The 22643-nt window shown below is 62.8% G+C and carries 16 protein-coding genes and 6 pseudogenes; 7 read left to right on the forward strand and 15 right to left on the reverse strand.

The window, feature by feature from the left end; genetic code table 11:
* Positions 1 to 111: 111 nt before the first annotated feature.
* Positions 112 to 483 (forward strand): annotated as a pseudogene (locus P4826_RS02630) (Tn3 family transposase); the annotation flags it as partial.
* A gap of 112 nt (positions 484 to 595) precedes the next feature.
* Here P4826_RS02630 and P4826_RS02635 read toward each other — a convergent pair.
* Positions 596 to 778 (reverse strand): S24 family peptidase, encoded by a 183-nt coding sequence (locus tag P4826_RS02635; RefSeq protein WP_317702429.1) that lies wholly within the window; start codon positions 776 to 778, stop codon positions 596 to 598.
* Positions 779 to 1147: 369 nt separating this feature from the next.
* On the reverse strand, positions 1148 to 1765 hold the full coding sequence (locus P4826_RS02640; protein WP_317702430.1) for a DNA-binding protein: 618 nt from the start codon (positions 1763 to 1765) through the stop codon (positions 1148 to 1150).
* A 194-nt stretch (positions 1766 to 1959) separates the two neighbouring features.
* Between P4826_RS02640 and P4826_RS02645 the strand changes: the two genes are divergently transcribed.
* The 3 genes and pseudogenes from P4826_RS02645 to P4826_RS02655 form a co-directional block, all read left to right on the forward strand.
* Positions 1960 to 2658 carry an SOS response-associated peptidase gene (locus P4826_RS02645; RefSeq protein ID WP_317702431.1) on the forward strand — a complete coding sequence of 233 codons (699 nt, stop codon included), beginning with the start codon at positions 1960 to 1962 and terminating at the stop codon, positions 2656 to 2658.
* 20 nt (positions 2659 to 2678) lie between these two features.
* The gene (locus P4826_RS02650) at positions 2679 to 6281 is read left to right on the forward strand and encodes a DEAD/DEAH box helicase (RefSeq protein WP_317702432.1); all 3603 of its coding nucleotides are present in this window, start codon (positions 2679 to 2681) and stop codon (positions 6279 to 6281) included.
* A gap of 336 nt (positions 6282 to 6617) precedes the next feature.
* Positions 6618 to 8130, forward strand: a pseudogene (locus P4826_RS02655) (Tn3 family transposase); the annotation flags it as partial.
* A 115-nt stretch (positions 8131 to 8245) separates the two neighbouring features.
* Here P4826_RS02655 and P4826_RS02660 read toward each other — a convergent pair.
* A pseudogene (locus tag P4826_RS02660) lies at positions 8246 to 8930 on the reverse strand (Tn3 family transposase); the annotation flags it as partial.
* Between the two features lie 122 nt (positions 8931 to 9052).
* Between P4826_RS02660 and P4826_RS02665 the strand changes: the two are divergent.
* Positions 9053 to 9697 (forward strand): annotated as a pseudogene (locus P4826_RS02665) (LysR substrate-binding domain-containing protein); the annotation flags it as partial.
* 3 nt (positions 9698 to 9700) lie between these two features.
* Here P4826_RS02665 and P4826_RS02670 read toward each other — a convergent pair.
* On the reverse strand, positions 9701 to 10612 hold the full coding sequence (locus tag P4826_RS02670) for an SPFH domain-containing protein (RefSeq protein WP_317702433.1): 912 nt from the start codon (positions 10610 to 10612) through the stop codon (positions 9701 to 9703).
* A 27-nt stretch (positions 10613 to 10639) separates the two neighbouring features.
* On the reverse strand, positions 10640 to 11071 hold the full coding sequence (locus tag P4826_RS02675; protein WP_317702434.1) for an NfeD family protein: 432 nt from the start codon (positions 11069 to 11071) through the stop codon (positions 10640 to 10642).
* A 147-nt stretch (positions 11072 to 11218) separates the two neighbouring features.
* Between P4826_RS02675 and P4826_RS02680 the strand changes: the two genes are divergently transcribed.
* Positions 11219 to 13606 (forward strand): Orn/Lys/Arg family decarboxylase, encoded by a 2388-nt coding sequence (locus tag P4826_RS02680; RefSeq protein ID WP_317702435.1) that lies wholly within the window; start codon positions 11219 to 11221, stop codon positions 13604 to 13606.
* A gap of 194 nt (positions 13607 to 13800) precedes the next feature.
* Here the strand turns inward: P4826_RS02680 and P4826_RS02685 are convergent, their stop codons facing one another.
* The gene (locus P4826_RS02685; RefSeq protein WP_425605207.1) at positions 13801 to 14679 is read right to left on the reverse strand and encodes a DNA ligase; all 879 of its coding nucleotides are present in this window, start codon (positions 14677 to 14679) and stop codon (positions 13801 to 13803) included.
* Positions 14680 to 14881: 202 nt separating this feature from the next.
* On the opposite strand from P4826_RS02685, the gene P4826_RS02690 reads away from it, so the two are divergent.
* Entirely contained in the window at positions 14882 to 15106 is a 225-nt protein-coding gene (locus P4826_RS02690; protein ID WP_317702437.1) for an HP1242/YdcH family protein, read from the forward strand.
* 115 nt (positions 15107 to 15221) lie between these two features.
* Here P4826_RS02690 and P4826_RS02695 read toward each other — a convergent pair.
* The 9 genes and pseudogenes from P4826_RS02695 to P4826_RS02735 form a co-directional block, all read right to left on the reverse strand.
* Positions 15222 to 16306 (reverse strand): annotated as a pseudogene (locus P4826_RS02695) (IS630 family transposase).
* 81 nt (positions 16307 to 16387) lie between these two features.
* Positions 16388 to 16717, reverse strand: a pseudogene (locus P4826_RS02700) (LysR family transcriptional regulator); the annotation flags it as partial.
* A gap of 12 nt (positions 16718 to 16729) precedes the next feature.
* The gene (locus P4826_RS02705) at positions 16730 to 18247 is read right to left on the reverse strand and encodes a cryptochrome/photolyase family protein (protein WP_317702438.1); all 1518 of its coding nucleotides are present in this window, start codon (positions 18245 to 18247) and stop codon (positions 16730 to 16732) included.
* A 12-nt stretch (positions 18248 to 18259) separates the two neighbouring features.
* Positions 18260 to 18949, reverse strand: a complete 690-nt coding sequence (locus P4826_RS02710; protein ID WP_317702439.1) for a glutathione S-transferase family protein — start codon at positions 18947 to 18949, stop codon at positions 18260 to 18262.
* Complete coding sequence (locus P4826_RS02715) at positions 18927 to 19442, reverse strand: nuclear transport factor 2 family protein (protein ID WP_317702440.1); 516 nt, start codon at positions 19440 to 19442, stop codon at positions 18927 to 18929. The genes P4826_RS02710 and P4826_RS02715 overlap by 23 nt, the downstream gene beginning before the upstream one ends.
* Before the next feature lie 2 nt (positions 19443 to 19444).
* On the reverse strand, positions 19445 to 20227 hold the full coding sequence (locus tag P4826_RS02720) for an SDR family NAD(P)-dependent oxidoreductase (protein WP_317702441.1): 783 nt from the start codon (positions 20225 to 20227) through the stop codon (positions 19445 to 19447).
* Positions 20228 to 20231: 4 nt separating this feature from the next.
* Positions 20232 to 20768, reverse strand: a complete 537-nt coding sequence (locus P4826_RS02725; RefSeq protein ID WP_317702442.1) for a DUF3833 domain-containing protein — start codon at positions 20766 to 20768, stop codon at positions 20232 to 20234.
* A complete protein-coding gene (locus P4826_RS02730; protein WP_317702443.1) occupies positions 20765 to 22084 on the reverse strand; it encodes an MFS transporter in 1320 nt (439 codons plus the stop codon). The genes P4826_RS02725 and P4826_RS02730 overlap by 4 nt, the downstream gene beginning before the upstream one ends.
* A complete protein-coding gene (locus tag P4826_RS02735; protein WP_317702444.1) occupies positions 22081 to 22641 on the reverse strand; it encodes a chalcone isomerase family protein in 561 nt (186 codons plus the stop codon). Before P4826_RS02735 ends, P4826_RS02730 begins: the two co-directional genes overlap by 4 nt.
* Positions 22642 to 22643 lie beyond the last annotated feature (2 nt).

A 22643-nucleotide genomic window follows, 5' to 3' on the forward strand; every position in this document is an offset into this window, starting at 1 on the left:
TACCCGTTTACAAAGCGAACAGGAAAGTCAATGAAATCAACGGTCTACCCAGACCACCCCCGCGCCAGTGCTAGCTTTGCGTACCGTCACTTATTGCACTGAAAACGAGGAGACCCCTTCAGGAACGAGTTGCGCCGGGTGCTCAATCGGGGCGAGGCTGTTAACGCCCTCAAGCGCGCCATTTATACCGGCCGGATCAGCCCGGCGCAGGCCAAACGTGTCGATGAAATGCAGGCTGTGGCCGATGCGTTGAGCCTGATGGCCAACATCGTGATGGCGTGGAATACCTCACAGATGCAGGCGGTCCTGGATCGCTGGTCGAACCGCCGCCAGGTCATTCCACCGGAACTGATCGGGAAGATTGCGCCCACCAGGCTGGAGAGCATCAACTTGCGGGGTGTGTTTCGCTTCCCGGTTGACCGCTATGCTGACCAAATCCTGCCTTCGCGGCCAAATGCATCGATAACTGGCACCAATGGATGAAACCGACCACGGTTTGACGCCACGAATCGCAGATTTGAAAGTGAACAGGAAAGTCAATGAAATCAACGATCTACCAACACCACCTCCGCGCCAGTGCTAGCTTTTCGTACCGTCACTTATTGCACTGAAAACGAGGAGACCCCCAGATGCCGGCCTCGATCATGGACGAGCCTTCGGCGCGGTACAGAAAGGTGGCCGCGGGGTTGCGCACGAGTAATTCATTCAGGTCAAGGCTGTCTTCCTGAAAATCCTCGGCTGGCGATGGGAAGCCCAGCGCCGCGCGCGCCGCAGCCATGGGCAGATAGCAGACAGCGGGATCGACCCGCCCCGACCCCATGGGGATCGCAATCGTGTCACCCAGGGATGAGGTACTCTCAGTTGTGCTGTACATACGTACAGTATAAATCGACTGACCTATCTGGCGCTGCCTGTCTCGGCTGGCCGTGCGTCGTTTCGCTGTCTATGCCTGGGTCGCCTGCTCAACCCGCTGCAAGAGGCTTAGGCATCACCCACCAGGGCGGTCAGCGCCTGGGCGATGTGTTCGGCATTCACGTCCGCGCCCAGGACGTAGCCCGCGACCGCAGCGCATCAGCTGCCGCCGGTCAGGCCGCAGTGCCTCAATGCACTCACGCAGCAGCGTGAGCGTCTGGGTGATTTTGGACTGTCATGCAGCTTCCAGACGGCCCCGGAGATGGGCGGCCTCCTGCTGGGCCTTGGCCAGCTCCTGGGCCTGCTGCGCGGCCAGTGTCTCGGCGCGCGTGGCGCGCTCCAGCGCCGCCTGCGCCTGCGCCTGGGCCACGGCTGCGGCTTGCTGCGCAGTTATGGCCTGTTCCCGCGCCGCATCGAGAACAGCGCGCAGGCGCTCGCCTTCGGCCTGCAGCGCATCAACCCGCCCCGTGAGCGTATCGCGCTCCCCGCGCAGTGCCTGTGCCTGCGCTGCCAGCTCGTCACGCTCGCCCTCCAGCACCTCGCCCGCTGCGGCCAGATCCGCAGCCTCGGCCTGCGCCTGGTCGATTTCGGCCTGGGCGGCTTCACGCGCGGCGGTTGCCGCGCCTGCCAGCTCGGCGGCAATGGCAGCGGCCAGCGCCGGCGGTAGCTCCTGCCCAGGTGCTGCTGCTGGGCGTGCCTTGCGCCACGCGGCCAAGTGCCTCTGGATGGTGTTCGGGCTTCCGGTGTCGCCGAGCCGCTCGCGCACCCCGCGAATGGTGGGCTGCTGACCCTCGGCATGCAGCGCCTCGGCGGCTGCTGCGACGTGGGCGGCGGTGATTCCTGGGCGCGCCATATCATATCCTTTCATATTTAGACATATATGGTATGCGATACAGATACGATATCGACGTCTTTTTTTCTCATCGATAGGAGGTCGTATCGTAGAACACCCATAAGTCCCGCATCCGACTTGCTCGCCAACGACGTTGCGTACCAATCGAGGCAAAACTCGGCTGCGACGAACGGGCATGGCTATATCCTTGCGACATGTGCAATCGTTATGAAACACCCGAGGAGCGCGAAATCGAGCGCACCTGGCACGTCGGACGAGACCAGCCTGGACGATGGTGGGATGAGGTCGTGTTTCCGCGTGGCAAGGGGGTTTTCATCCGCAGAGCCGCGCACGATGCGGGGTATCGGCGTGAGCTGGTGACCGGCCAGTGGGGCCTGATCCCATGGTTTGCCAAGGCGGCGAAGCTGCCGTACAGCACCAACAACGCTCGCAGCGAGGAATTGGCCGCGAAGGCGACATTTAAGCAGCCCTGGGCCCGCGGTCAGCGCTGCATCATTCCGGCCAGATCGTTCGATGAGCCTTGCTGGGAGACTGGCAAGAATGTCTGGTGGCGCTTCAGGAGTGCCGACGGTCAGCCATGGGGTCTGGCTGGACTATGGAACACCTGGATCGACCAATCCTCCGGCGAAGTTCACGAGAGCTACACCATGCTTACCGCCAACGCCGATCATCACCCGCTGATGCGGCGCATGCACAAACTAGATCCGCGCTTGCCACCTGATCTGCAGGACAAACGAAGCGTGATTCCACTGGCACCGCAGGTGTGGGACGCCTGGCTGGCGGGAACGCCGCAAACCGCGCAAGGCTTATTCAAAGTACCAGAAGAAAGCAGTTTTGCCGTGGAAATACCTAACAAGGTTGCGCCACGCCAAGTGGACGATGCCCAGCCCTGAACACTGAAGAATCAAAAACAATGACCGCTCTCTCCCAGCTCCTGGACACCTACCGCAATGCAGCCGCTTCCGAGCGCGAAAAAGGCACCTACTTTGAAGAGCTGATGCTGGCCTATCTGCGCAACGAAGCCAGCTACCGCGACCTGTACGCCAAGGTATGGACGTATGCCGACTGGGCGGGTGAGCAAGACCTGGACAAGCGCGATGCGGGCATTGACCTGGTGGCTCAGACGCAGACCGGCGAAATTCACACCATCCAGTGCAAGCTGTACGCCAGTGACTACCGCCTGCAAAAAAGCGATATCGACAGCTTCTTTACTGCTTCCGGCAAGAAGCCATTTGTTCACCGCATCATCGTCAGCACCTGCCTGCATTGGAGTGAACACGCCGAAGATGCCCTGCGCGACCAGCAGCCTCCTGTCAGCAAGATTGACCTGAGTGACCTGGAGGCGAGCCAGATCGACTGGGCCAAGTACCAGCCGCAGCAAGCGCCCACGCTCAAGCCCAAGAAGGCGCTACGACCGCACCAGCAAAGCGCCTTGAATGCCACGCTGACAGGCTTTGTACGTGAAAGCCGAGGCAAGCTCATCATGGCCTGCGGCACGGGCAAGACCTTCACCAGCCTGAAAATTGCCGAAGCCTATGCAGGAGCAGGAAAGCGCGTGCTGTTCCTGGTTCCCAGTCTGTCGCTGCTGTCGCAGACCCTGACCGAGTGGACTCAGGAAAGCGCCATCCCCTTGCACAGCTTTGCCGTGTGTTCTGACAGCGACGTGGGCAAGAAGCGCAAGATGGATGATGACGTGGTGCAGACCTTCACCCACGAGCTGCGTTACCCCGCCACGACAGACCCTGCACGATTGGCCCAGGAGATGGGCAAGCGCCATGACGGTGACCACATGAGCGTGGTGTTCAGCACCTACCACTCCATCGACACCATCAGCCAGGCGCAGAAAGCGCACGGCCTGCCCGCGTTTGACCTCATCGTGTGCGACGAAGCCCACCGCACTACGGGGGCCACCTTTGGAGACGATGACGAAAGCAACTTCGTCAAGGTGCATGACGCGGGATTCATTGCAGCGGGCAAGCGCCTGTATATGACGGCCACGCCGCGCATCTATGGCGACAACGCCAAGGTCAAGGCTGAAGCCGACAACGTGGCTTTGTGCTCCATGGACGACCCACTGCTGTACGGGCCGGAGCTGTACGTCATCAACTTCTCGGAGGCTGTGCGCCTGGGCCTGCTGTGCGACTACAAGGTGGTGGTTCTGGCGATTGAAGAAAGCCACGTCAGTCGCCGCATTCAAGACCTGCTCAAGAACGACAACAACGAGCTGCGCGTGGACGATGCCGCCAAGATCATTGGCTGCTGGAAAGCATTGGCCAAGCAGGGTCTGCATGACGACTTGGTGGGCGATGGCGACCCCATGAAACGCGCCGTGGCCTTCTGCCAGGTCATCGAGCAGAAGAAAGGCAGCAAGACTCACAAGGTCAGCTCCAAACAGATTGCGGGCATGTTCCAGGCCGTGGTGGAAGCCTACCAGGCCAGTGAAACCGACCTGAGCGACGAAGAACGCAACAGCCCGTCCTTTAACCTGACGTGCGAGGCCGACCATGTGGACGGCAGCATGAACGCCAGCGAGAAAGAGGCCTTGCTGACGTGGCTCAAAAACGAACCGCCAGAAAACACCTGCCGCGTCCTCTCCAACGTGCGCTGCCTCTCAGAAGGCGTGGACGTGCCCGCTCTGGATGCCGTGCTGTTCCTCACCCCGCGCAACTCTCAGGTGGACGTGGTGCAGTCCGTGGGTCGTGTCATGCGCAATGCCCCCGGCAAGAAGCGCGGCTATGTGGTGTTGCCCGTGGTTATCCCGGCAGGCGTGGAGCCACACGAAGCCCTGAACGACAACCAGACCTACAAGGTGGTGTGGCAGGTGTTGCAAGCGCTGCGCAGCCACGACGACAAGTTTGACGCCCTGGTCAACAAGCTGGATCTGATTGGCCGCGATCCTGCCAAGATGGAAGTCATCGCCATCACCGACAAGGTGGACAAGAAGCAGACCAGCAAGTCCAAAGACGGTGACGGCAAAACCCTCCCCAAAAACAAAAATGCTGGCCGCAACGGCTTCAGTATTGGCAACCCTGACGCGCCGGGTGGCCCCAGCCAGGAGCAGTTGCAAGGCGATCTGCAATTTGAGGTGGGCGAGGTGGAAAAAGCCATCTACGCCAAGCTGGTGCAAAAGGTGGGCAACCGCCACCACTGGGAAGACTGGGCCAACGACATTGCCAAGATTGCCCGCACCCACATCGATCGCATCCAGGGCATCTTGGACAACCCCGCCAATACCAAAGAGCAGCAAGCCTTTGCCACCTTTGCCGAAGAGCTGCGCGACGACCTGAACGGCAGCATCAGCGATGGCGAGATTGTGGAAATGCTGGCCCAGCACCTCATCACCAAGCCGGTGTTTGATGCCCTGTTTGCCGACTACAGCTTTGCCGAGCACAACCCCATGTCCAAGGCCATGCAGGGCGTGCTGGAAGCCTTGCACGAGCACCGCCTGGACAAAGAAGCTGACACCCTGCAAAAGTTCTATGACAGCGTGAAGCTACGCGCTGAGGGCATCGACAGCGCCGCAGGCAAACAGAAAATCGTGGTGGAGCTGTACGACAAGTTCTTCCGCAACGCCTTCCCTAAGATGACCGAGCGCCTGGGCATCGTCTATACGCCCGTGGAGGTGGTGGACTTCATCCTGCACAGCGTCAATGACCTGCTCAAGCAGGAGTTCGGCCAGACCCTGGGCAGCAAGGGCGTGCACATCATCGACCCTTTCACTGGCACCGGCACCTTCGTCACCCGGCTGCTGCAATCGGGCCTTATCAGTCCTGACGAGCTGCCGCACAAGTACAAGCACGAGATTCACGCCAATGAAATTGTGCTGCTGGCCTATTACATCGCCGCCATCAACATCGAGGCCAGCTACCACAGCCTGGTGGGCGGCAAGTACGTGCCATTTGAAGGCATCTGCTTGACCGACACCTTCCGGATGTACGAGAAGGACGATTTGGTCAGTGCCCTTACGGTGGATAACAGCGCCCGGCGCAAGCGGCAGAAGAAGCTGGATATTCGGGTGATTGTGGGGAATCCTCCGTATTCCGTAGGTCAGACCAGCGCCAACGACAACAACGCCAATATCGACTACCCGCACCTGGACGAGCGCATCCGCTCTACCTATGCGACTGGCTCAGTAATGACTTCTGTCAGGCAGCTCTATGACAGCTACATCCGCGCCATTCGCTGGGCTTCCGACCGCATTGGCAATGCGGGGGTGATTGGTTTTGTGACCAATGCGGGATGGGTTGAGTCCAACCAAGCCGACGGCCTGCGTAAATGTCTGGCCGATGAGTTCTCCAACATTTATGTGTTTCACTTGCGGGGGAATCAACGCACCAGCGGAGAGACATCGCGCAAAGAGGGCGGCAAGATTTTTGGCAGTGGTAGCCGCGCACCGATTGCGATTTCGCTGCTGGTCAAAAACCCGAATGCCGCACAGCATGGCCGCATCTATTTTCACGACATTGGCAACTACCTGAGCCGTGAGGAAAAGCTAGAAAAGATAGCTGCTTACTAAAGCCTGGCGGGTGTTACCGCCAAAAATGGCTGGAGCAGCATCACCCCAGATGAACACGGTGACTGGCTCAAGCAGCGTGATGACAGCTTTGGCGAGTTCATTGTCTTGGGCGATAAAAAGAGCGACGACGCGAAGCTGTTTGACAACTTCTCATTGGGCGTTGCTTCTGGGCGCGATTCCTGGGCCTACAAGGGGTCTCCTCGTTTTCAGTGCAATAAGTGACGGTACGCAAAGCTAGCACTGGCGCGGGGGTGGTCTGGGTAGACCGTTGATTTCATTGACTTTCCTGTTCGCTTTGTAAACGGGTATGGTGGCCTCCCACTTTTGAGGTTCACGATGCAGGGTTGGCACACAACGTTTTTGGGGATGCGTGGGCTCCCCCGCGATATCAGCGACTTCGAGATGAAGGCATTTTTCACCTTCGATGGTGCCGAGCGCGACGCAATCAATGCACGCCGAGGTGATTCCCACAAGCTTGGTCTGGCGCTCCATATTGGTTTCCTGCGCATGAGTGGGCGTTTGCTCGGTGCCTTTCGGGTAATTCCAGTAGCCTTGTGGCGCCACCTTGGCAACGAGCTTGGCATTGCAGCACCAGAAGTCGCCTCGCTGAGAGCCATGTATGAACGCGGGCGCACGCTATTCGATCACCAACAAGTAGCCTGCACGGTGCCCTTGGATTCCAGTGGATGAGCGAGCACCAGCGCCGCTCACTGGTACGTGAACTGCGCGACGAAGTGGCGCGCTGCGCCGACCGCGATCAGCTACTCGTGCGGGCGCGTCAATGGCTGTACAAGAACAAGCTGGTGATCGTGCACGAGCGGGCAATTCGGACACTGATTGCGGCGGCACTTGCCCAGTTTGAAGTTGAAACAGGCACCGCCATCGCCGCCAGCGTTGATCCAGCAACACTTGATCGCTGGCGAGCCTCAGTTTCAGAGCTGCGCCCAGATGGACAAACCCAGCAGAGTTGGCTATGGGCTGCACCGGCGAAACACTCAACCCGCCAAATCAGCGAGGTACTGGAGCGCATCGACCTGCTTTACACGCTGGACGTTCATAAGCACCTGGCAGACATCCCCGATCTCATCTTGCGCCGCTACGCGCGCCGACTTGTCTCCAGGCCGCCCTCAGCCGGAGCCAAGATCAAAGAGCCAGCGCGCACCGTGGAGGTCGCATGCTTTCTTCGGTATTGCCTGTTCACCACCACAGACCAGTTGATCCTTATGGTGCAGCGCCGGATCGCCGATCTGTGGCGTCAGGCTGCCGCCGATGTCCCCGCTACCGTCAATTGGGCCGCAATGTACAAAACGCTGCTCGGCGAACTTGTTGCCTTGAGCGCGCAAGGTGCGGTGCCAGATGCTGAGTTGCGTGCCCGTCTTGAAGCCTTGATCACCGAAACCCAGAAACGCAAACCACCGAGCAGGGCCTCCCTGGTCCGCGAGGGATTGATTGATGGAATTCGCCCCGTGCGGTCGTTGCTCGTCGCCATTGCAAAGCTGCCCGTTTGCTTGGTTTTGATCTTTGCCCGCGGTTGAAGGAACTCAAACAGCGCCACCTCTTTGTGCCACGCGGCACCAAAGTGCCCGCAGAAATCGCTGCGGTGTGCGAAGCCAATGTCGACGTCGCTTTGATCGAAAAGCATTGGGATAGTCTGGTGCACCTGGCAGCCTCGGTCATGAGCGGACATGCCAGTGCGGTGGCAGCTCTTGCGCGGTTCGGTTCTGCCGCCCAGGGCGATCCAATCTATGAGGCTGGCGTGCAATTGGGGCGGTTGCTGCGTACGGCGTTTTTGGCTGACTACTTTGTCAAGGACGCTTTCAGGGGGTCTCCTCGTTTTCAGTGCAATAAGTGACGGTACGAAAAGCTAGCACTGGCGCGGAGGTGGTGTTGGTAGATCGTTGATTTCATTGACTTTCCTGTTCACTTTCAAATCTGCGATTCGTGGCGTCAAACCGTGGTCGGTTTCATCCATTGGTGCCAGTTATCGATGCATTTGGCCGCGAAGGCAGGATTTGGTCAGCATAGCGGTCAACCGGGAAGCGAAACACACCCCGCAAGTTGATGCTCTCCAGCCTGGTGGGCGCAATCTTCCCGATCAGTTCCGGTGGAATGACCTGGCGGCGGTTCGACCAGCGATCCAGGGACCGCCTGCATCTGTGAGGTATTCCACGCCATCACGATGTTGGCCATCAGGCTCAACGCATCGGCCACAGCCTGCATTTCATCGACACGTTTGGCCTGCGCCGGGCTGATCCGGCCGGTATAAATGGCGCGCTTGAGGGCGTTAACAGCCTCGCCCCGATTGAGCACCCGGCGCAACTCGTTCCTGAAAGCGTCCTTGACAAAGTAGTCAGCCAAAAACGCCGTACGCAGCAACCGCCCCAATTGCACGCCAGCCTCATAGATTGGATCGCCCTGGGCGGCAGAACCGAACCGCGCAAGAGCTGCCACCGCACTGGCATGTCCGCTCATGACCGAGGCTGCCAGGTGCACCAGACTATCCCAATGCTTTTCGATCAAAGCGACGTCGACATTGGCTTCGCACACCGCAGCGATTTCTGCGGGCACTTTGGTGCCGCGTGGCACAAAGAGGTGGCGCTGTTTGAGTTCCTTCAACCGCGGGCAAAGATCAAAACCAAGCAAACGGGCACCATACCCGTTTACAAAGCGAACAGGAAAGTCAATGAAATCAACGGTCTACCCAGACCACCCCCGCGCCAGTGCTAGCTTTGCGTACCGTCACTTATTGCACTGAAAACGAGGAGACCCCGCAGAAGGCCATGGCGCTCTCGCACGCGGGCGGCCTGCTGAACCTGGCCGTGCTGCCCACGCTGGGCACGCGCTGGCTGATACCGCGCCTGGGATCGTTCACGGCGCAGCACCCTGATGTAACTGTGAACTGTGCAGCGCGCACCGAGCCGTTTGACTTTGCCGGCACGCCTTTTGATGCCGCCATCCATTTTGGCGCCCCCACCTGGCCTGGCGCCGTGTGCGAGTTCCTGATGCGCGAAGAGGTGGTGCCCGTGGCCAGCCCAGCCTTTCGCCAGGGGCATGGCATACGCAGCCCGCAGGATCTGACGCGCGTGGTGCTGTTGCAGCAAAGCACGCGCCCCACGCAATGGGCCGAGTGGTTTGAACAGGTGGGCGCACCCACCACCGTGGCGCTGCGCGGCCCGCGCCTGGAGCATTTCGCCATGATTGCCCAGGCCGCGGTGTGTGGCCAGGGCGTGGCCCTGTTGCCGCGCTTCTTGATCGCGCAGGAGCTGGCCAGCGCCGGCTTGGTGCAATTGTTTGACGATGCGGTTGTGAGCGCCGACGCCTACTACCTTGTCTACCCCGAAGCGCGTGCGCAGACGCCGCTGGTCATGGGCTTCAGAGACTGGCTGCTGGTGCAGTGCGCGGGTAGTCAGGAGTAGGCATCAACGTTGGCTGGTCTGGATCATCTTCATGGCTGACGCCACCAGGGCCGAGACCTCGGTCATGTTGCTGGGCACGATGAGGGTAGTGGTGGCGTCGGCGGCGACCTTGCTGTAGGCATCGACGGCCTTCTCGGCCACCTTGAGCTGCACCGCCTGGTCGCCGCTGGGCTGGCGGATGGCGGCGGCGATGCGCTCGATGGCGCCGGCGGTGGCATCGGCCACGGCGGTGATGGCGGCGGCCTCGCCCTCGGCGTTGTTGATGGCGGCCTGCTTCTCGCCCTCCGACTTGGCGATGAAGGCCTGACGCTCGCCCTCGGCCAGGTTGATCTGCTCCTGGCGCTTGCCCTCCGATGTCGCGATCACGGCGCGCTTTTCGCGCTCGGCGGTGATCTGCGCCTGCATGGCGCGCAGGATCTCGGCTGGGGGCGTCAAGTCCTTGATCTCGTAGCGCAGCACCTTCACGCCCCAGTTGAGCGCCGCCTCGTCGATGGCTTCGACCACCTTGGCATTGATCAGGTCGCGCTCCTCAAAGGTCTTGTCCAGCTCCAGCTTGCCGATGACCGAGCGCAGCGAGGTCTGCGCCAGCTGCGTCACGGCGCTGATGTAGTTGCTTGAGCCGTAGCTGGCGCGCATCGGGTCGGTGACCTGAAAGTACAGGATGCCGTCCACCTGCAGCTGCGTGTTGTCCCTGGTGATGCACACCTGGCTGGGCACGTCCAGCGGAATTTCCTTCAGGCTGTGCTTGTAGGCAATGCGATCGATGAAGGGAATGATGAACTTCGGGCCGGGCGAGAGGGTACCCGCGTACTTGCCCAGGCGCTCCTTCACCCAGGCATGCTGCTGGGGCACGATCTTGACGGCGCGGGCGATGAAGATCACGGCGATGACGAAGAGGACGATGGCGACTTCCATGGGGGGTATTCTTTCTGTGATTTCAAGTTACAGCGGATCGACCAGCAGCCGGTTGCCCACCAGCTCGGCCACGCGATGAGCGCCGACCGACGGGGTGATGCCAGGACGGTGGATGGCAGTCCAATTGGCGCCGCGGTATTTGACCTGAGCGGTGCCGTCGGCCTGCCAGGCGTCGATGAAGACGGTTTCGCCCACGTCCAGGTTCACACTGCGCTCGGCCCGGGGGCTGGGTTCGCCCGGGCGTGAGCGGCGCTTGATATAGGCCACCAGCACCGTGCTGGCCCCGACCACGGCGCAGGTCACGATCTGCATCGTCAGGCCCAGGCCCATGTGCGCTGCCACGGCGCCTGCGGCCATACCTATGGCCAGCATCAGCAGGTAGAAGGTGCCGCTGAGCAGCTCTATGGCCACGGTGACACCTGCCATCAGCCACCAGAGAGTGGCGGGATTGAGGTTCATGTTGTATCTCCTTGGCTCGTATTGTGGTTTTTTGTTTCCAGTGCGACGAATTTTGGGCGAAATACCAGCAGTTTCATAGGTAACAAGCCCATTTTTCATACACTTCGCGCCTATTTTGTTTATTGACCAGGTTGCCGGAGGCAGCGCATGAAATTTCGCTTTCCCATCGTCATCATCGACGAGGACTATCGTTCAGAAAACACCTCCGGCCTGGGGATCAGGGCGCTGGCCCAGGCCATAGAGGCCGAGGGCTTCGAGGTGCTGGGCGTGACCAGCTATGGCGACCTGAGCCAATTTGCCCAGCAGCAAAGCCGCGCCAGCGCCTTCATCCTGTCCATCGATGATGAGGAGTTCACCCTGGGCACGGGGCAGGATCCCATCGTGCACAGCTTGCGCGCCTTCATCGAGGAGGTGCGGCGCAAGAACGTCGAGGTGCCGATCTACGTGCACGGCGAGACCAAGACCGCGCGCCACCTGCCCAACGACATCTTGCGCGAGCTGCACGGCTTCATCCACATGTTCGAGGACACGCCCGAGTTTGTGGCCAAGCACATCATCCGTGAGGCCAAGAGCTACCTGGAGGGGGTGCAGCCGCCGTTCTTCAAGGCGCTGCTGGACTATGCCGAGGATGGCTCCTACAGCTGGCACTGCCCAGGCCACTCGGGTGGCGTGGCGTTTTTGAAGAGCCCGGTCGGCCAGATGTACCACCAGTTCTATGGCGAGAACATGCTGCGCGCCGACGTGTGCAACGCGGTGGAAGAACTCGGCCAGCTGTTGGACCACAACGGCGCGATTGGCGAGTCCGAGCGCAATGCCGCGCGCATCTTCAACGCCGACCACTGCTTCTTCGTCACCAATGGCACCAGCACGTCCAACAAGATCGTCTGGCACCACGCGGTGGCGCCGGGCGACGTGGTGGTGGTGGATCGCAACTGCCACAAGTCGATACTGCACAGCATCATCATGACCGGGGCCATTCCGGTGTTCCTTAAGCCCACGCGCAACCATTTCGGCATCATCGGCCCGATACCGCAAAGCGAGTTCGAACCAGCCACCATCCAGGAAAAGATCCGCGCCAACCCCTTGCTCAAGGATGTGGATGCGGCCGCAATCAAGCCGCGCGTGCTGACGCTGACGCAGTCCACCTACGACGGCGTGCTCTACAACACCCAGACCATCAAGGGCATGCTCGATGGCTATGTCGATAACCTGCACTTTGACGAGGCCTGGATTCCGCATGCGGCCTTCCACCCGTTCTACGGCACCTTCCATGCCATGGGCAAGAAGCGCGCGCGGCCACAGCATTCGGTGGTCTATGCCACGCAGTCGGTGCACAAGCTGCTGGCCGGCATCAGCCAGGCCTCGCACGTGCTGGTGCAGGACAGCCAGACCACCAAGCTCGACCGCCACCTGTTCAACGAGGCCTACCTGATGCACACCTCGACCAGCCCGCAGTACAGCATCATCGCCAGCTGTGACGTGGCGGCCGCCATGATGGAGCCGCCCGGCGGCACGGCGCTGGTGGAGGAAAGCATCGTCGAGGCGCTGGACTTTCGCCGCGCCATGCGCCAGGTGGCCGAGGAATTCGGCAAGGACGACTGGTGGTTCAAGGTCTGGGGCCCCGAGGAGCTCGTGGATGAGGGCCTGGGCACGGCCGAGAACTGGGTCTTCCGCAGCAAGGGCAAAAAGAAGAACGGCGCCGCCAATGCCAGCAAGTGGCACGGTTTTGGCGATCTGGCCGATGGCTTCAACATGCTGGATCCGATCAAGTCCACCATCGTCACCCCCGGCCTGAACTTGGACGGAAAATTTGGCAAGACCGGCATTCCGGCCTCCATCGTCACCAAGTACCTGGCCGAGCACGGCGTGGTGGTCGAGAAGACGGGGCTGTACAGCTTCTTCATCCTGTTCACCATTGGCATCACCAAGGGTCGCTGGAACACGCTGCTGGCCGCGCTGCAGCAGTTCAAGGACGACTACGAGAAGAACCAGCCGATGTGGCGCATCCTTCCAGAGTTTTGCCAGCAGCACAAACGCTACGAGAAGATGGGCTTGCGTGACCTGTGCCAGCATGTGCACGAGCTATACGCAAAGTTCGACATCGCGCGCCTGACGACCGAGATGTACCTCTCAGACCTGACCCCGGCCATGAAGCCCAGCGACGCCTATGCCCACATTGCCAAGCGCAAGACCGAGCGCGTGCCCGTCGATGAGCTGGAAGGCCGCATCACCACCAGTCTGATCACGCCGTACCCGCCGGGTATTCCGCTCCTGATCCCGGGTGAGGTCTTCAACAGGAAGATCGTGGACTACCTCAAGTTCGCGCGCGAGTTCGCCAAGCTGTGTCCCGGTTTCGAAACCGACATCCACGGCCTGGTGGAGATCGAGGACGAAAGCGGTAACGTGCACTACTACGCTGACTGCGTGGCCCAGCCGGGCGCCACCGCTGCGCCCAAGGCGCGTAGCGCACGTGCATCGGCCAAGGATAAGCTGGTGCAAGTGGGCAGCGACGGCCCCTTCGGCCGCACCCTCTGACGCGCCACCTGGCATACCGGTCAGGCCAGAACCGAGGGTGAGCTATGGCCCTCGGTTTTTTCTATTGTTTTGGCTCAAGTAGCGATATCTGTTGATTGGCCCGTGCCACGCTCGGTAGGCTTGTCATTCGGCGTCAATAGGAATCGCTACTTGAGCCATTGTTTTGATAGCTGATAGCGCTTTATGGACGGGCGCTAGGGCCCGATTTGGCTAGTTTTTTCACCCGGTGGCTGATCCGCCCGCACGCGCCAGAAGCGCGCAAAGCGTGGCAGACCGCCGGCGTGCGTGCCGTTGAAGCGGTAGGTCACCAGCGTGCCCAGCGGTGGCGGATCGCGGCGCAGTGCATCGCTCAGGCCGCTGCCCAGGCGAAAGCGCTGGCCGTCCGGCATTTGCACCAGCAGCGCCCCGGTCTGGCCCGCGTACTTGCCGCGTCCCGGTACATGGCCCACCACCAGGCCTTCCGCATCGTCGAAGGACTTGAGCTTGAGCAAATCCTCGCTGCGCCCGCCGCGGTAGGGCGCATCCCCCCGGCGCAGCATCAGGCCCTCGGCGCCGGCCTTGTCGTGGGCGCGCAGCTGCTGCATCAGCTCGCCATGGCTGGCCACGCGCCACTGCGGCACCGCCTGCACCCAGGGCTGGCCAATGGCTTCGACCTGGCGTTGCAGAGTGGGCAGCCGGGCATCGAAACCACCCGGCGCGCTGGGCACATCGAACACCATGTAGCGCAGGCCGCGCCACTGCGCGTCGTCGGGCGCGCCGGCCGCCACTGCGGCCTGCGCGGCGGCGAACCGGCCGCGTCCGGCCCACAGCTCGCCATCCAGGGGCTCTGCCGGCCAGCCGGCGGTAAACCAGGCGGGTGCGCGAATCGGCAGGCCCTGGCGGCTTTGCAGCTGGCTGCCCGTCCACAGCGCGCGTACGCCGTCGTATTTCTCGCTGACCCGGTAGGCGGTCACGTCTATTCCAGGGTGGTAACGCTGTGCCAACGTGGGCGAGGGCGGAGCGGCATGCGCCGCCATGCAACCCAAAATCATCAAAAAACATAGCTGCAAACGCTTTATATATAAGCGCTGCATGTGAAAAACATGCTCAGTATCATGGCGGTTCGGGCGCAAAGTGGCATCAACGCGGCGCATGGGATCTCCCGGGTGGCTTGTCGAGGCCGCATGAACATGCTTGCACAGGGGCAGCGGTGGTGCGGCGGCCTCGGTGGTGAATTCGGGAGGCGGGGGCGAGCCCGTAAACTGTAGGCGTCATTCACCCCCCTAAGGAGCACCGATGTTTCCCGAGTATCGCGACCTGATTACCAAGATCAAGGGCCAGGACGGCCACTTCACGCGCCTGTTTGACAAGCACAACGAGCTGGACCAACTGATCAAGAACATGGAGGCGCGCATCGTCGCCGCCACGATCCATGAGATCGAGAAACTGAAGAAGGAGAAGCTGCTGCTCAAGGACCAGATCTACGCGCACCTGCGACGCGTGGACGGGGCGCAAGCCTGATGCTGCCTGCCTGAACCATCCAGCCCCGCAGGCCATTGTTGCTGGCAGGGTTTTTTCATTGCCGGGCCGCCCCAAGATGAAAAGCCCCCCTCGGGGGGCAGCGGGCTACGCGAGGCTAGTGTAGTGTTCCATTCTGTTTGGAGCTTAATCGGCTATTGGCCCGAATGACCTTCTGCAGGATGTCGCGGGCGCTCTTGGTCCAGATGAACGGTTTGGGGTTGGTATTGTGATGTGCCACGTATTCATCAATGGCGGCCACCAGCTGCGGCACGCTGGTGAATACGCCGCGGCGCAGCCGTTCTGTGGTCAGGTCACGAAAGAAACGCTCGACCATGTTCAGCCACGACGCCGAGGTCGGCGTGAAGTGCATGTGAAAGCGCGGGTGCTTGGCCAGCCAGTCCTGCACCACCGGGTGCTTGTGCGTGGCGTAGTTGTCGGCGATCAGGTGCAGCGTTTTGTCCTTGGGTGTCTCGCGGTCGATCTGCTTGAGGAACTTCAACCACTGCACATGGGTGTGGCGCTGCTGGCATTGGCTGATGACTTGGCCATCGAGCACGTTGAGCGCCGCAAACAATGTGGTCGTGCCGTGGCGCTTGTAGTCGTGCGTCATCGTCTGCGCACGCCCCTTCTTCAGGGGCAGTTCCGGCTGCGTGCGATCGAGCGCCTGCACCTGGCTCTTCTCGTCGCAGCACAGCACCAGGGCATGCTCAGGCGGGGACATGTACAAGCCCACGATGTCTTCGAGCTTCTGGGCAAACTGGGGGTCACGCGAGACCTTGAAGCTGTGCACCAGATGCGGCTTGAGCCCGTGCGCATGCCAATGGCGCATCACGGTGCTGGCGCTGACGCCCAGCAGCGTGCCCATCTTGCGGTGCTCCAGTGCGTGATCGCTTCGGGGCTGCTCTGGGTTGTCAACTGCACCAGCTGGGCCACGTCCACCTTTACCGGCGGCGCGCCGCGTGGCAAGTCGCGCTCGATAGCCTTGATGCCGCCTTGCAGGTAGCGCTCGCGCCAGCGCGCCGGCTGCATGCGACCGATGCCCAGTTGCGCGGCAATATCCTTGTTGTTCAGGCCCTGGTCTGCCAGCAAGATGATGCGTGCGCGCTGCGCCAGACGTACGCTCGTCAGGCCCGAGCGCCAAAGCTTCGTCAACGCCGCACGCTCTTCATCCGTCAATTCGATCTTTGGCGCAACTCGCATGGATTGGCTCCCTTTCAAGCTCCAGTTAAGCATGGGATACCAGCCGACTTTTTAAGTTCAATCAAGAATCGAACGCTACACTAGCAGCGCCGGTAGTCGCGATGGCGTGATACCGTCCGACAAGGCGATGCGCAACTGGCCGTGAAAACCATTGGCGGCCGATCTGACGCTGTCGCGTGCCTGCTCTATGGAGGCAAAGACGCGTGGAACGTGTTCCAGGAAAAGTCGCCCCGCACGGGTCAGTTGAGTGCTGCGGGTGGTGCGAACAAACAGGCGTGCTCCTAGTTCCTCTTCCAGCTCCTTGACGGCGCGGGACAGGGGCGACTGATCGATATGCAACCGTTCTGCAGCACGGGCGAAGTGGAGCTCCTCAGCAACCGCCAAAAAGTAACGAAGGTGACGTAATTCCATAATTTTGCGCCTTCATGAAATTTCGCTTTCTGAAAGAATCGAAAAACGCATCAGCGTGCGCTGGCGCGCTCGCGCGTGGTCCACCACGGGCAGCGGGTAGTCCACGCCCAGGCGCAGGCCGCAGGCGGCCAGAGCGGCGGGTTTCATGGCTGCGGGAAAGTGGATGTGCGCATCGGGCACGCGCGCCAGCTCGGGCAGGTAGCGGCGAATGAAACCCCCGTCGGGGTCGAAGCGCTGCGACTGCATGATGGGGTTGAAGATGCGAAAGTAAGGCTGGGCGTCGCACCCGGTGGACGCTGCCCACTGCCAGCCGCCGTTGTTCGCCGCCAGGTCGTAGTCGTTCAGGTGCTGGGCAAAAAAGCGCTCGCCGCGGCGCCAGTCGATGCCCAAATCCTTGGTCAGAAAGCTCGCCACCACCATGCGCAGGCGGTTGTGCATATAGCCGGTTTGCAGCAACTGGCGCATGGCGGCGTCGACCAGCGGGTAGCCGGTGCGCGCCTCGCGCCAAGCCTGCCACAGCGCGGGCGCTTCTTCCCACTGCAACCGGTCGTACTCGGGCTTGAACGACTGCGTGACGACCTGCGGGTGGTGCCACAGAATCATGAAGTAGAAGTCGCGCCAGGCCAGTTCGGATAGCCAGGTCTGTGCGCCCTGGCAGCCCTGGACAGCCTGTTTTGCCGCCAGCCGCGCCAGCTGGCGGATGGACACGGTGCCAAAGCGCAGGTGCACCGACAGGTAGGACACGCCCTTGCGCCCAGGGTAGTCACGCGCCTCCTGGTACGCCGCCATGCGCGGCACAAAGTCTTGCAGCAGCCGCTGTGCGCCGCTCATGCCCGTGGGCAGGGGTAGCTCGTGCAAATTGGTGGGGCCAAAGCCCAGCTCTGACAGCGTGGGCAGGCGTTCACCGGCGGGCAGCGGCGCCAGGTGCTGGGCGTAGCGATCGACGGGGTAGGGTGTGAGCTGGAAATCGTCAAGACTTTGCAGCCAGGCGCGCTTGTAGGGCGTGAACACGCTGTAGGGCCGGCCCTGCTGGGTCAGCACCTCGTCCCGGTCGAGCAGCACCTGATCCTTGTAGTCGCTGAAGGCAATGCCCAGCGCATGCAAGGCCTGGGCCACGTGCTGGTCGCGGGCGATGGCCTGGGGCTCGTAGTCGCGATTGACCAGCACCTCCTGCACGCCCAGCTCTTGCGCCAGCTGCACGATGCATGGCAGCGCGGGGCCATGGCGCACGATCAACCCGCCGCCGGGCGCGCCGCTTTGCGCGGCCAGCCGCTGCAGGCCGTCGTGCAGCTCCAGCACGCTGGCGTGGATGAATTCCACACGGCGATCCTGGCGCTGATTCCCGTGATTGGGCAGCGCGTCCAGGATGTCGGTATCGAACACGAAGGCGCAATACACCCTCGGATACCGGCGCAGCGCGTGGTACAGCGCGGCATGGTCGCCGCAGCGCAGGTCGCGGCGCAGCCAGACCAGGGCGCTTGTTGCACTGGCAGGCGGCTGTTGCGTGTCGGTGTGGGCTGGGGCTGTCATCTTGGTTGGGCTTCAGGCTTGCATCAACACCGGCCCGCCCTTGTCCAGCGCTCGCTGGTAAGCCGGCCGTTCCTGCATGCGCTGGCGGTAGGCAACGAGGTGCGGCCACTGGGACTCGTCGCCGCCCCGCGCGAGGGCGGCCTCAACGGAAAAGCTCATCTGAAAATCGGCCATGCTCAGGTGCTCGCCGTCAAACCAGCGGTTCTTGGCCAAATGCCCATCGATGAACGCCAGCGCGGTTTGAACGTTGGGGTGAATGAGTTTTTGCTGCACTTTGCTGCATAGGGCGCGTGCGATCGGGCGCACAAAAAACGGCATGGGCTGGCGCGGAATGGTGTCGAAAACCAGCTTCATGACCAGCCAGTTCATCAACGAGCCTTCCGCGTAGTGCATCCAGAAGCGGCACTGGCGATGTTCGGGTGTCCCCCGCGCCGGCTCCAGCTGGGCCAGTTCGTTCCGTGCCTGGGCGCCAAAGCGTTCCACCAAGTATTCGATGATGGCGCCCGATTCGGCCACCACGGTATCGCCATCGGTCACCACGGGCGACTTGCCCAGCTGGTGGATTTGCTTGAGCGCCGCAGGCGCCAGTCGGCTCACCGGGTCGCGCCGGTAGAGGCGGATGTCATAGGGAACGGCCAGCTCTTCGAGCAGCCAGAGGATGCGCTGCGAGCGCGACGTTTCAAGGTGATGGACGGTAAGCATGGGGCACCTTGGTGGTTAAAGTAGCCGAGGCGGATCGGCGCAGCCAGCGCATCAGGCCACCCAGCACGGGCAGTTTTTCGTACAGCTCCTGGGCGGCATCCCAATAGTCGCGGTGCAGCGCCACGCGGCCCTGGGCGTCAAAGCGCACCAGGGTGGCACCGTGGATGCATTGCTCCACCTGCGGGCGCCAGCGGCGCATGCGAAAGCGGAACTCCCAGCCCATAAAGGCCTGGTCGCCTTGCACGATGTGCTGGGTGACGGCAAAGCGGGGCTGATCCAGCGTGGCGAACATGTGCGCAAAAATCTGCGCGATGGCGGGCACGCCGTGCACGTCGTTGAAGGGGTCCTTGAAATGCGCGTCGGGCGCGTAATAGGCGTCCAGCGTGGCCAGGTGCTCGGGCGAGAGCTGCTCGTAAAGCGCAATCAGCCGCTGGGTGGCGGCCTGCGCTGTGGCCTGGGTGTCGCCGCAAACGATCGGGGTGGAAACGCGCATGCTCAAAGCCCCGTGAAACGGTGCACCAGCGGGAAATACCAGCGGTACGGCAGGCAGCGCATGAGCTTGAGCACGCCCGTGAAGCGCTTGGGAAAGTGCAGCTCGAACTGCCCCCGCTCCCAGCCGCGCATGATGGCTTGTGCCGCCTGCTCCGGCGTGAGCAGTGCCGGCATGGCAAACTGGTTTTGCGCCGTCAGCGGGGTATCGACGAAACCGGGGTTGATCAGGCTGACGCCCACGCCCTGAGGGCGCAGGTCAAGAAACAGGTTTTCCGCCAGGTTAATCAGCGCCGCCTTGGTGGGCCCGTAGGCCAGGCTTTGTGGCAAGGCGCGCCAACCGGCCACGCTGGCCACCAGGCTCAGGTGCGGCGCGCGCCCAGCGCCGGCGGCCTGGAGCAACGCGGGCACCACGGCGGCCAGCACGTGCAGCGCGCCCGTAACGTTCACGCTCTGGTGCTGCAGCAGCTCGGGCAAGTCCAGCGCGCCAGCCGACATGGGGCGGTAGTGGCCGGCGCAGTAGCAGACCAAATCCAGCAGGCCGCCCGCCAACAGCTGCTGCGCCGCGCCGGCGACGGCCTGCGCGTCGGTCACATCCAACGCCAGCGCCTGGCTGCCGGGGTGCTCGCGCACGAAGGCATCGAGCAAGGCCTGCTGGCGCGCCGACACGCACACCTGCGCGCCACGTGCGTGCAGCAGCGACGCGACAGCGCGCCCAATGCCGCTGGACGCGCCGATCAGCCACACGCGTTGGCCGCGCCAGTCGGTGATGGGGGGATTGAGCGGCACGGCGTTAGTCCTTGGTGAAAGACAGCAGCACCTCGCCCAGCGTGATGCCAAACTTGCTCATGGTGGCGCGGTTGAGCATCACCCGCTCATCGACCAGGAACATCCAGTCGTCAAACTGCACGTCGTACTCCTTGCCGTCCACCGGCAGGCGCAGCGTGTAGTTCCAGCGGAAGGCGTTGCCAGATTCCTGCCCCTTGGCCTCGCCCACCACGTCATCGGCACGGCCGGTGTAGCGGCCATCCGCGAGTTTGGCCAGGCGCCAGACGCGGCGCTGGGTGCTGCCGTCGGAATAGCTGAAGGCCTCGTCCAGCACGCCCTGGTTGCCCTCCCAGTGGCAGTCCATCACCACGGTGAAGCGGCGCACCACCTCGCCGCCGCGTTTTTGAAAAATGCCGTGGGCGCGGATGCGGCCATTGAAATAGCGATCCAGCTCCAGCTTTGGGCGCTGCTGCGCGTAGTCGTTCACCTGGGGGCTGGCGCAGCCGGCCAGCACAGCCGAGCCCGCGAGCAGGGCAAGCAAGACATGGCGGCGTGTGTTCATGGTGTCACTCCTTGGGGTGGGTTTTGAGAGGCGATCAACAGGCGATGCAGCAACCAGGCCGCCATCAGCTTGAGCGCGCAGGGCAGCAGCGCATAAATCCATGCCAGGCGTTGCAGTGCCAGCGGATCCTGGCTGCCCGGCAGGTAGCCCAGCCATTGCAGCAGCGGCAGCGTGGCCCCGGCCGCCAGCGCCAGGTTGAGCTTGGTGGCCAGGTTCCACCAGCCCAGGTAGGCTCCGTCATTCGTTCCCTGTGCGCCGCTGCGCTCGATCAGCAAGGCCAGCAGTGCGCCGGGCACGGCCAGGTCGGCGCCCAGCGCCGCGCCCGACAGCACGCAGATCACGGCAAATGCCGCCACCTGCCCGCCCTGCAGCGCGGCCGCCCAGCCAAAGCAGGCCACCGCCAGCAACATGCCGGCCAGCCACGCCCGCTCCAGCCCGAAGCGGCGCACCACCCGCAGCCAACCGGGCATGGACAGCGCACCGCTGACGAAATACAGCACCAGGAACAGCGCAATCTGCGGCGACGTAGCCTGCAGCCGATCCTGGGCGAAGAACAACATCAGCGCGGCTGGTATGGCGCTGGCGATGCCATTGCACAGAAACACCGTCAGCAGACGGCGGAAGGGCGCCTGGGTCAGCGGCTGCCAAAGTTGGCGATAGCGCGGCTCCCGTCCCTCATGCCCCTCCTGCGGCGCGGCTGAAAACGGCGGACGCGGCGCCTGCCACAGCGCCAGCCAACCGGCCAGCAATGCCAGTGCGAACACGCCCAGCATGGTGCCCGCGCCCCAGGCCACCGAGAGCGCGCTGGCCGTGACCACGCCGATCAAGCCCGGCCCCTCGCGCCAGGCCACGATGCGGCTGCGCTGCACGGTGTCACCCCCCAGGCGCACTCCCCAGGCCTGGTGGGCAATGACCAGCAGACTGTGCGCCAGGCAGGTGAACAAGAGGCCCGCCACCATCCACGCCGCCAGTGCCCCCGGCCCCCGCACCGGCGGAAAAAACAGCCCCGCCATGCCGCCGCTCAAGAGCAGCGCCGCCGCCCCCGCCACCCACAGCACGGTGTGCGCGGTGCGGCGGTACAACTGGTCGCTCAGGCGCCCGAGCAGCGGTTCGGCCCCGGCATCGATCAGCCGCACCAGAAGCAGCAGCGCCCCCACACTGGCCAGCGGCAGGCCAAGGTTGCTGGCGTAATAGTGCGGCAGCACCACGTACAGCGGCAGCGCGGCAAAGGCCAGCGGCAAGCCCAGCAGCCCGTAGGCCAGCCCGGCGCGCCAGGGCAGCACCTGCGACGCATCCCATGGCACGGTGTGGGTCATGGCCCGGCTCCTGGCTTGCGCGCCAGCAAGGCGCTGCGCAGGCCGGGTTCTGACGTGCGTGGCGACAGCCAGATGCCGAAAAAGCGGCGTGCCAGCTCCGCGTCGTCAATCGCACCCAGGGCCTGCTGGCCGCGCCACAGGCGCATTCCCAGGCCAGGCTGGTACAGACCCGTGAGGCGCTCGCCCGGCTGGACGTCGGGCAGCACGGCGGCCAGCGCCCTTTGCCAGCGCTGGGCCTGCGCTGGCGCCAGATCTCCCTGGCGCTCGATCTCCTCGATGGAGCGCTGGGCAATGGCGGCGCCGGTAAAGGCGCGGTGGTAGGTCAGCTCCAGCGCCAGCGGGTAGGCACCAAAGTTGGCCGCTTCAAACTGCGGGCCGGCCCACAGGCGCGCGTCGTAGATGCGCAGCCCGAAAAATCGCATCTGCCCCTGGCCCCACAGCGTTGCATCGGGCAGCGCCTGGTGTATGAAGGCGGGCGGGGCCGATGCGTCCGCTGCCGATACGCCAGGGCCCGCGCTGGCAACAGCCACCCCCATGGCCACCGCTGCGGCCAGCACGC

Origin of the sequence: Diaphorobacter limosus, from assembly GCF_033100095.1 — a bacterium.
In the GTDB taxonomy this organism is placed as follows: Bacteria; Pseudomonadota; Gammaproteobacteria; order Burkholderiales; family Burkholderiaceae_C; genus Alicycliphilus; species Alicycliphilus limosus.

Excerpts from the sequence above, each read along its gene's own strand:
- P4826_RS02685 (WP_425605207.1), bottom strand. The coding sequence starts at position 14,679 with ATGCAGCGCTTATATATAAAGCGTTTGCAGCTATGTTTTTTGATGATT.
- P4826_RS02690 (WP_317702437.1), top strand. The coding sequence starts at position 14,882 with ATGTTTCCCGAGTATCGCGACCTGATTACCAAGATCAAGGGCCAGGAC.
- P4826_RS02650 (WP_317702432.1), top strand. The coding sequence starts at position 2,679 with ATGACCGCTCTCTCCCAGCTCCTGGACACCTACCGCAATGCAGCCGCT.
- P4826_RS02725 (WP_317702442.1), bottom strand. The coding sequence starts at position 20,768 with ATGAACACACGCCGCCATGTCTTGCTTGCCCTGCTCGCGGGCTCGGCT.
- P4826_RS02635 (WP_317702429.1), bottom strand. The coding sequence starts at position 778 with ATGGCTGCGGCGCGCGCGGCGCTGGGCTTCCCATCGCCAGCCGAGGAT.
- P4826_RS02680 (WP_317702435.1), top strand. The coding sequence starts at position 11,219 with ATGAAATTTCGCTTTCCCATCGTCATCATCGACGAGGACTATCGTTCA.
- P4826_RS02730 (WP_317702443.1), bottom strand. The coding sequence starts at position 22,084 with ATGACCCACACCGTGCCATGGGATGCGTCGCAGGTGCTGCCCTGGCGC.
- P4826_RS02710 (WP_317702439.1), bottom strand. The coding sequence starts at position 18,949 with ATGCTTACCGTCCATCACCTTGAAACGTCGCGCTCGCAGCGCATCCTC.
- P4826_RS02715 (WP_317702440.1), bottom strand. The coding sequence starts at position 19,442 with ATGCGCGTTTCCACCCCGATCGTTTGCGGCGACACCCAGGCCACAGCG.
- P4826_RS02675 (WP_317702434.1), bottom strand. The coding sequence starts at position 11,071 with ATGAACCTCAATCCCGCCACTCTCTGGTGGCTGATGGCAGGTGTCACC.
- P4826_RS02670 (WP_317702433.1), bottom strand. The coding sequence starts at position 10,612 with ATGGAAGTCGCCATCGTCCTCTTCGTCATCGCCGTGATCTTCATCGCC.
- P4826_RS02640 (WP_317702430.1), bottom strand. The coding sequence starts at position 1,765 with ATGGCGCGCCCAGGAATCACCGCCGCCCACGTCGCAGCAGCCGCCGAG.
- P4826_RS02705 (WP_317702438.1), bottom strand. The coding sequence starts at position 18,247 with ATGACAGCCCCAGCCCACACCGACACGCAACAGCCGCCTGCCAGTGCA.
- P4826_RS02645 (WP_317702431.1), top strand. The coding sequence starts at position 1,960 with ATGTGCAATCGTTATGAAACACCCGAGGAGCGCGAAATCGAGCGCACC.